Origin of the sequence: Paenibacillus zanthoxyli JH29 (genome assembly GCF_000520715.1) — a bacterium.
Classification (GTDB): domain Bacteria; phylum Bacillota; class Bacilli; order Paenibacillales; family Paenibacillaceae; genus Paenibacillus_AQ; species Paenibacillus_AQ zanthoxyli.
Window position 1 is genome coordinate 1 of record NZ_ASSD01000430.1, and the last position, 7109, is coordinate 7109.

7 protein-coding genes are annotated in these 7109 nt (G+C 51.5%); all 7 read left to right on the plus strand.

From position 1 onward, the window contains the following. Positions 1–170: 170 nt before the first annotated feature. Positions 171–641 carry a ribose 5-phosphate isomerase B gene (gene rpiB / locus L691_RS0116410; RefSeq protein ID WP_025691530.1) on the plus strand — a complete coding sequence of 157 codons (471 nt, stop codon included), beginning with the start codon at positions 171–173 and terminating at the stop codon, positions 639–641. 1035 nt (positions 642–1676) lie between these two features. Continuing rightward, on the plus strand, positions 1677–2189 hold the full coding sequence (locus L691_RS0116420) for a UPF0158 family protein (protein ID WP_025691531.1): 513 nt from the start codon (positions 1677–1679) through the stop codon (positions 2187–2189). Positions 2190–2557: 368 nt separating this feature from the next. Continuing rightward, on the plus strand, positions 2558–3646 hold the full coding sequence (locus tag L691_RS0116425; protein ID WP_025691532.1) for a LolA family protein: 1089 nt from the start codon (positions 2558–2560) through the stop codon (positions 3644–3646). A 226-nt stretch (positions 3647–3872) separates the two neighbouring features. Continuing rightward, positions 3873–5075, plus strand: coding sequence for an alanine racemase (gene alr / locus L691_RS0116430; protein ID WP_025691533.1), 1203 nt, complete (start codon positions 3873–3875; stop codon positions 5073–5075). Between the two features lie 193 nt (positions 5076–5268). Continuing rightward, complete coding sequence (locus tag L691_RS0116435) at positions 5269–5550, plus strand: CopG family ribbon-helix-helix protein (RefSeq protein ID WP_025333624.1); 282 nt, start codon at positions 5269–5271, stop codon at positions 5548–5550. A 3-nt stretch (positions 5551–5553) separates the two neighbouring features. Beyond that, entirely contained in the window at positions 5554–5904 is a 351-nt protein-coding gene (locus tag L691_RS0116440) for a type II toxin-antitoxin system PemK/MazF family toxin (protein WP_025691534.1), read from the plus strand. A gap of 198 nt (positions 5905–6102) precedes the next feature. Next, positions 6103–7109: Tex-like N-terminal domain-containing protein (locus L691_RS0116445; protein WP_036737264.1), on the plus strand; the 1007-nt coding region annotated here is incomplete at its 3' end.

Consider the following 7109-nt stretch of genomic DNA (forward strand, 5'->3'; position numbering starts at 1 on the left):
TTGAAAACTTCAACCGCTAATTTTTAGAGTGAGCCTCCTTTTTTTACAAAGAAATTATTCATAGGCGGGTAAGGTTGAAAATAACTGGAAATCGAAGTTCCGAAGCGATAAGATAGAAGTGCTGGAATTGTATATCAACTTGGAAATCAATAAATTGGGGGCGTCTAACGATGAAAATTGCGGTTGCGGGCGATCATGCGGGTTTTTCCTTAAAAGAAGAAGTAAAGGCTTTACTCGCCAGTCAAGGGCATGAGGTAGTGGATTTCGGAACGCATAGTGAGGAAGCTTGCGATTTGCCCGATTATATTTATCCTGCGGCTTTGGCAGTGGCTGAAGGGAAGGTGGACCGCGGGATTTTTATTGATGGTGTAGGCTATGGAAGCGCTATGATTGCCAATAAAATCTATGGGGTGTACGCGGCGGTCTGTCAGGACCCGTTCTGTGCGGAATTGGCGCGGTCTCACTCCGACACCAACGTACTGTGCATCGGCGGAAAAATTATCGGCTCGGCGCTTGCTCTGGAAATCGTAAGGGTGTGGATGACAACTGACCACCTTGGAGACGTTGAGAAATATAAGCGTCGCGTTGACAAAGTAGTTGAAATATCCGAGAAGCACTTGAAAAAATTGTCCGAGCTTTAAACGGATGACGATTTTGCCGCTCTGGAACATTTGCTTTTTGACTTCCCGAGCGGCAGGATGGTCCTTGCCTCAACGGAATTGCTGCTGCCATCACTGTGATAATGATATTTAAATCTCAACGGCTCATGTATTCTTTTAATTTCCCGTCTATTCTTTCAATTTCTCGTCTATGAGCTTCGATTGTTTTTTGGTCTTTTTTAGCAAAATACCGCAAATTCATGACTCGTCCTCCTGCAATAATGTCTATAAAATCTCCCGTCTTTCCTCATTAAGCATGGCATATTCTTTAAGCGACCACATAAAAAGCTGTTGCCGTAAAGCGGATCAGCGTGATGTAGCAGTATCCCGGTTCCGATGATTTGAGCGCGAAAAACAGGACTGCTGATAATATTTATTTTGAAAAAAATGGAAGAAATCCACCTCAAGTATTCCGCTTTCTGAGGATAAGCTGGATAGGCTAGAAGCCAAGGGGGAGAGTACAAAGACAGGCTTTTCTTGTCAGCTCTTCTCGATTGTCTCTTGCTAATCAAAAAGTGCGAACCTGAAGCGCACATGAAAACCCGGGGAGGTTCGCACCCCTTGCGGGACAAGGGTTTTTGCGATATTTTGTAGTTAAAGAGTCATGAAGTGGACTGTTTTCACGGGGGTTCGCACTTTTTGGGCTTCAAACCCTTGCGGCGTAAGGGTTCTGAGGTATACCTGTCGCTCCCCGTGCGGGAGCGTGGATTGAAATTTACATATCTGGATCGCGACAAGCAGGATATTGAAGTCGCTCCCCGTGCGGGAGCGTGGATTGAAATACTCGAACCTCGTCACTCTGCTTGTAGAATACCGATTGCTCCCCGTGCGGGAGCGTGGATTGAAATACCGGTGACTATAACGCGGCCGACACGCTCATCGACGTCGCTCCCCGTGCGGGAGTGTGGATTGAAATCGCTCTGATGGAAGCGACGGAGAAGCGGAAGGCAGTCGCTCCCCCTACGGGAGCGTGGACTAAAATACGAGCAAGCGGTGCGATACCGAACGGCGTAGTGGTTGCTCCCTATACGGGAATGTGAAAGGAGATTTGAACGAATCGATAAACTAATTCTGACTGAAGCGCAACTACGAGAGATTGTCGACAGCTACGATATGCAGCATGAGGGGATCGATTCTTTTTTAAATTTGGAGAGCAAGGAGGTTGTCTTCATAAATAATGAGTTTTCTCATCCGGAGGACGAGGAATTGGAAGAGGAGATTGATGAGGGGTTCGGCGAAATCTGGTTCCGCTTGCCAGAACGGTATTCCAGCGACGGGTACCGGGATATGGAGGATTTTGTAGATATTGTATCGGACGAACGACTGAGAGAGCGGTTGATAACGTCCCTTAGAGGGGGACGCGGGGTTTTTCGCCGCTTTAAAGATATACTGGGCGACACCCCTGGAGAACTAGAACGCTACTTTCAGTTTGTGTATGAACGCAACCGCGAACGGGTACTAAAGTGGATGGAAGCAAAGTTTGATATGGAGATAGAGATAATAGGCGGAGAAGAGCAAGAGGGTTTATGAACGATCCAAGCTATTGCGATACAAGAGCTGCTGCCTTCAGTTGCACGAAAAATTGGAAGCGGGTTCATAGCGCATGCGGGATCGTATACATACGAAAAAACGGGCGTTGCCCGATTCACTTCCAGCGACAGGTCACTTTAGCGGTGGCCTGTATTCTATTTATAACGGCGATAGCAAGGCTTTTGAGGTATTTTGTACATATCGGCGAACTCGCTCCCCATATATAAGCATGAGTTTAAAAAACATACTGTTGCAATTGTTCTATTTTCCCAAGCCCCCGCTTGTCAAGCCCGTCTGCATATTGCGGCCAAGTTCCTCATAGACATGTACTAATCACTGCATTCAAAACAGGTTAAGGGGATGATGTCATGCGCCGGATTGCATGGGTACTCGCGATCATTATGAGCGTTACCCTGATCATGACAGGCTGCGGGAAGAAGGACTCCGCATCTGTGGTTAAGGATTTGAACGACGTTGCCGACAAGCTGGAGAGCAAGACGGGAGCCTATCAGGGGGAGGGCACGATGACCCTCTATACCGGCGAGCAGCCTCAGGAGTACAAGGTTGAGGTATGGTATAAAAACCCTTCTTACTATCGCATCAGTCTGGCCAATGTGCAGAAGAACATTACGCAGATCGTGCTCCGCAACGATGAAGGCGTGTTCGTGCTGACGCCGAGCCTCGGCAAGAGCTTCCGGTTCCAAAGCGATTGGCCGGACAACCAAGGGCAGGTCTACCTGTACCAGACGCTGGTGAAAGGCATCGTCGCCGACAACAACCGCCAATTCGTGGCTGACAAGGACAGCTTTGTATTCGAAGTGGCCGCCAATTATCAGAGCAGCGCCCTGGTGCGTCAGAAGATCTGGCTAGACAAAAAGACCTATGCGCCAAAACAGGTACAGGTATCCGATTCGGAAGCCAAGGTAGTGGTGGATGTAAAGTTCAACAAGTTCGCTTTCAATCCGGAGTTTTCGGCGGATTCTTTTGATATGCAGAAGAATATGGCTTCGGGGGGGGATTCGAAAAATACGGTGGCCCAGGTCGATGAGAACGGCAATCCGCTGCCCGCCGCCGACAACCAGGAGGAAACGCAAGCTCAGGCGAATGCGGACCTCGGCGATTTTGGCATTATCGAGCCGGGCTATACTCCGGAAGGCGTGACGTTCAAGGATTCCAATAAAGTCGAGCACAGTGACAATCACGCCGTACTTCTGCGGTATGACGGAATTTACCAGTACACGATCATGGAATCGCGCCCGCTTGATCAAGCCGTGTCGCTCGCGCCGGGAACACTCGTCGATCTTGGTTTTACGGCGGGACTACTGACCGGGGATGAACAGCTGACCTTGACTTGGATGTCGGGTGATGGGGTGGAGTTCCGGATTACAAGCGCGAACCTTCCTTCTAGTGAAATGATGGAAATCGCCGCTTCTATGCAGGATCAAACGGGTAAATAAAAGATTGTAGGCGGATACTGCTTATTGTGGGATGATTTCCTCTACAATGCGGTATCCGTTTTGCTATAATTTTGCTGGCTGCACGCTTCCCCCTTCGCGCGGTGAACGTCAAACCCTCGCTTACATTGACAGTGCCTTCCGTTAGCATTACCATTACGAATAAGAAAGTGTTTAATGTGTATATTCGGCAGGATGACGCTTATCACAAACGAGAAGGTGACTGGAAGTGCAAGAAAGCTATCGACCGACCGTGGCCGAGATTGATTTGGATGCCTTGCGTGCCAATTATGAGAGCTTTCGGCGGCATTTGCCGGCGGGAGTGAAGTTTATGGCATGCGTCAAAGGCAACGCATACGGCCACGGGGCCGTGGAAGTGACGCGCGAGCTGGAACGACTGGGTGCGGACTATGTAAGCGTGGCTTTTCTGGATGAGGCGATTGAGCTGCGCCAGGCGGGAATTGTCCTGCCGATTCTGGTGCTTGGCTACACGCCGCCGGAAGCTATTGCCGCCGCCTGGGAGAACGATGTGACCGTGACGCTTTTTACCCCGGAAGTGTTGGAAGCGGCATCTAAACTTCCTTTGAATGACAGCCGGAAGCTGAAGGTGCATATCAAGATTGACAGCGGCATGGGCCGGCTCGGGCTTCTTCCGGATGATGCTCCGTCGTTCATCGACAAGGCGCAGCGTGTCCGGCAGATCGAATTGGAGGGGATATTTACTCATTTTGCCAAAGCGGATGAAGCAGACAAAAGCTATACACTGGAGCAGTACCGACGGTTCATGAGCGTGACGGAAGCGCTTCGGGAAAGACAGATTCATATCCCGATCATACATACGGGCAACAGCGCTACGGCCATTGACAGCCCTCATTTATCTCCGAACATGGTGCGTGTGGGCGTCAGCATATACGGATTCTACCCGTCGACCGAGGTGAACAGGCAGCAGGTTGAACTGCACCCGGTCATGACGCTGAAGACGAAAGCCGTCTATGTAAAAAGCCTGCCGGAGAGCTGGGGTGTCAGCTACGGAACCCGCTACCGCGCGAACAACGGCGAATATATTGCCACGCTGCCCATCGGGTACGCGGACGGATATTCCCGCATGCTGAGCGGTAAGGCGGAGGTGCTAATACGCGGCCGCCGCGTTCCTGTCGTCGGAACCATCTGCATGGACCAGTGTATGGTATCGCTCAAATCTTTCGCCAATGAGGCGAAACAAATCAAAGCCGGCGAAGAGGTTGTACTCATCGGCCGCCAGGCTGGCGTCTCCATAACGGCAGACGAGCTGGCTCTCCTTCTTGGAACGATTCACTACGAGGTGACCTGCATGCTGGCCCACCGGGTGCCGCGCGTCTATATTCGCGAAGGCTCGGCTCCCCGTCTGGTTAATGCCTTATTGCAAGCCCCAAGCCCTAATCCTGTAAATTAAGCGGGAAGATTGTCAAGGAATATTTAATCGTGGACGACATTGTGACTTATGGTCTATACGAACCGCCGTTTCTAGTTTATAATGGGATGCAGCATACTTGATATACTGACGGCATATATTCCTTGTATAAAATTCCTTGCATAATGCTACACTGGAATACAAGGGCAGAAGGTTTGTGGGGGTGGAAGAGAAGTTGGCCAATTTGCAGAACACCAAAAGAATCATGATCAGCTTGCCCGATCATCTCTTGCAGGAGGTGGATGGAATTGTCCAGATGGAGAATTCCAATCGCAGTGAATTGATCCGGCAAGCCATGAAGCTGTATCTCAGCGAACGGAGGAAGCGTTCCATTAGGGAGTCCATGCAGCGCGGATACATGGAAATGGCCAAGATTAACTTGACCATGGCATGTGAAGCGTTCCTTGCCGAGGAAGATGCAGACAGCACTCTTGGCCGCTTAGTAAGCGGGGTGTAGATATTGATCGTAAAACGCGGCGACGTTTTCTTTGCCGATCTTTCGCCGGTAGTGGGTTCCGAGCAGGGCGGAGTAAGGCCTGTTCTCGTCATTCAGAACGATATTGGCAATCGCTTTAGTCCAACGGTAATTGTTGCAGCTATTACCGCACAGATCCAGAAGGCCAAGCTGCCTACCCATGTGGAAATTGACGCGTCATCCCACGGCTTTGACCGGGATTCCGTCATTCTGCTGGAGCAGGTTCGGACGATCGACAAGCAGCGCTTAACGGATAAGATCACCCATCTTGACGATGAAACGATGAAAAAGGTGGATGACTCGCTGCAGATCAGTCTGGGTCTGATTGATTTTTGAATAGGACGGGCGCAGCCATTTCATAAAAATGTAAAAAGGCTCATCGCAACTCTGCGGTGAGCCTTTTTTGGGCTTCTAGACCAGAGTTATATTCGCGGCTATTCAATAAATTCTTCGGCTGGAACGCCTTCGGGCAAATATGATACTATTTGACGTATCGGATGTAGAAAAGAGGGAGACGTATTGATTGAACAGGACATGAATACCGTTATGGATGAAGCGGCGCGCCGGGAGCGGCAAATGATGATCGGCCAGATTGCAAAAGAGCTCGGCCTGTCCGAGCGGCAGGTCGGAACCACAGCAGGGCTGCTGGACGAGGGCAACACGATTCCGTTCATCGCCCGGTACCGCAAGGAGATGACCGGAGAGCTGGACGAGAACGCGCTGCGTGATATTGAGGAACGGCTGAGCTATTTGCGCTCCCTTGGCGAGCGCAAACGTGAAGTCATCCGCATTATTGAGGAGCAGGGCAAGCTTACGGCTGAGCTGCGTGAGCAAATAGCGGGAGCGGTCAAGCTTCAGGAAGTGGAAGATTTGTACCGTCCGTACCGCCAGAAGCGCAAGACCCGGGCGAGCGTCGCCAAGGAAAAAGGACTGGGGCCACTGGCCGACTGGATCATGGAGCAGCGGCGCGGCGGAAACCCGGAAGCGGAGGCCGGAAAATATGTCGATCCGGTCAAAGGCGTGGAGTCGGCGGAACAGGCTCTGCAGGGCGCGCTGGACATTATTGCCGAAGCCATAGCCGATGATGCGGCGGTCCGTTCCTGGGTGCGCCAATTTACCGCCTCGCAAGGCATTCTCATCTCTGAGGCGAAGGACAAGGAGCAGGAATCCGTCTACGAGAATTATTACAGCTACCGCGAGCCGGTCCACAAAATGCCGCCGCATCGTATCCTCGCCATCAACCGCGGGGAGCGGGAGAACGTGCTGAAGGTTGGTATTGAGGTGGATGCGGCCCGTATCCATGCGCATATCACACGCAAGCTGGTCAAAGGTCCGTCACCGGTTAAAGAACTGCTCGAAGCCGTGGCCGAGGATGCCTACAAGCGGCTGATCGCTCCTTCGGTGGAGCGCGAAGTGCGCGGGGAGATGACCGAAAAAGGCGAGACTCAGGCCATTTCGATCTTCTCCGGCAACCTGCGGAGCCTGCTGCTGCAGCCGCCGGTCAAGGGACGCCGGGGGCTCGGCGGTGACCCTGCGTACCG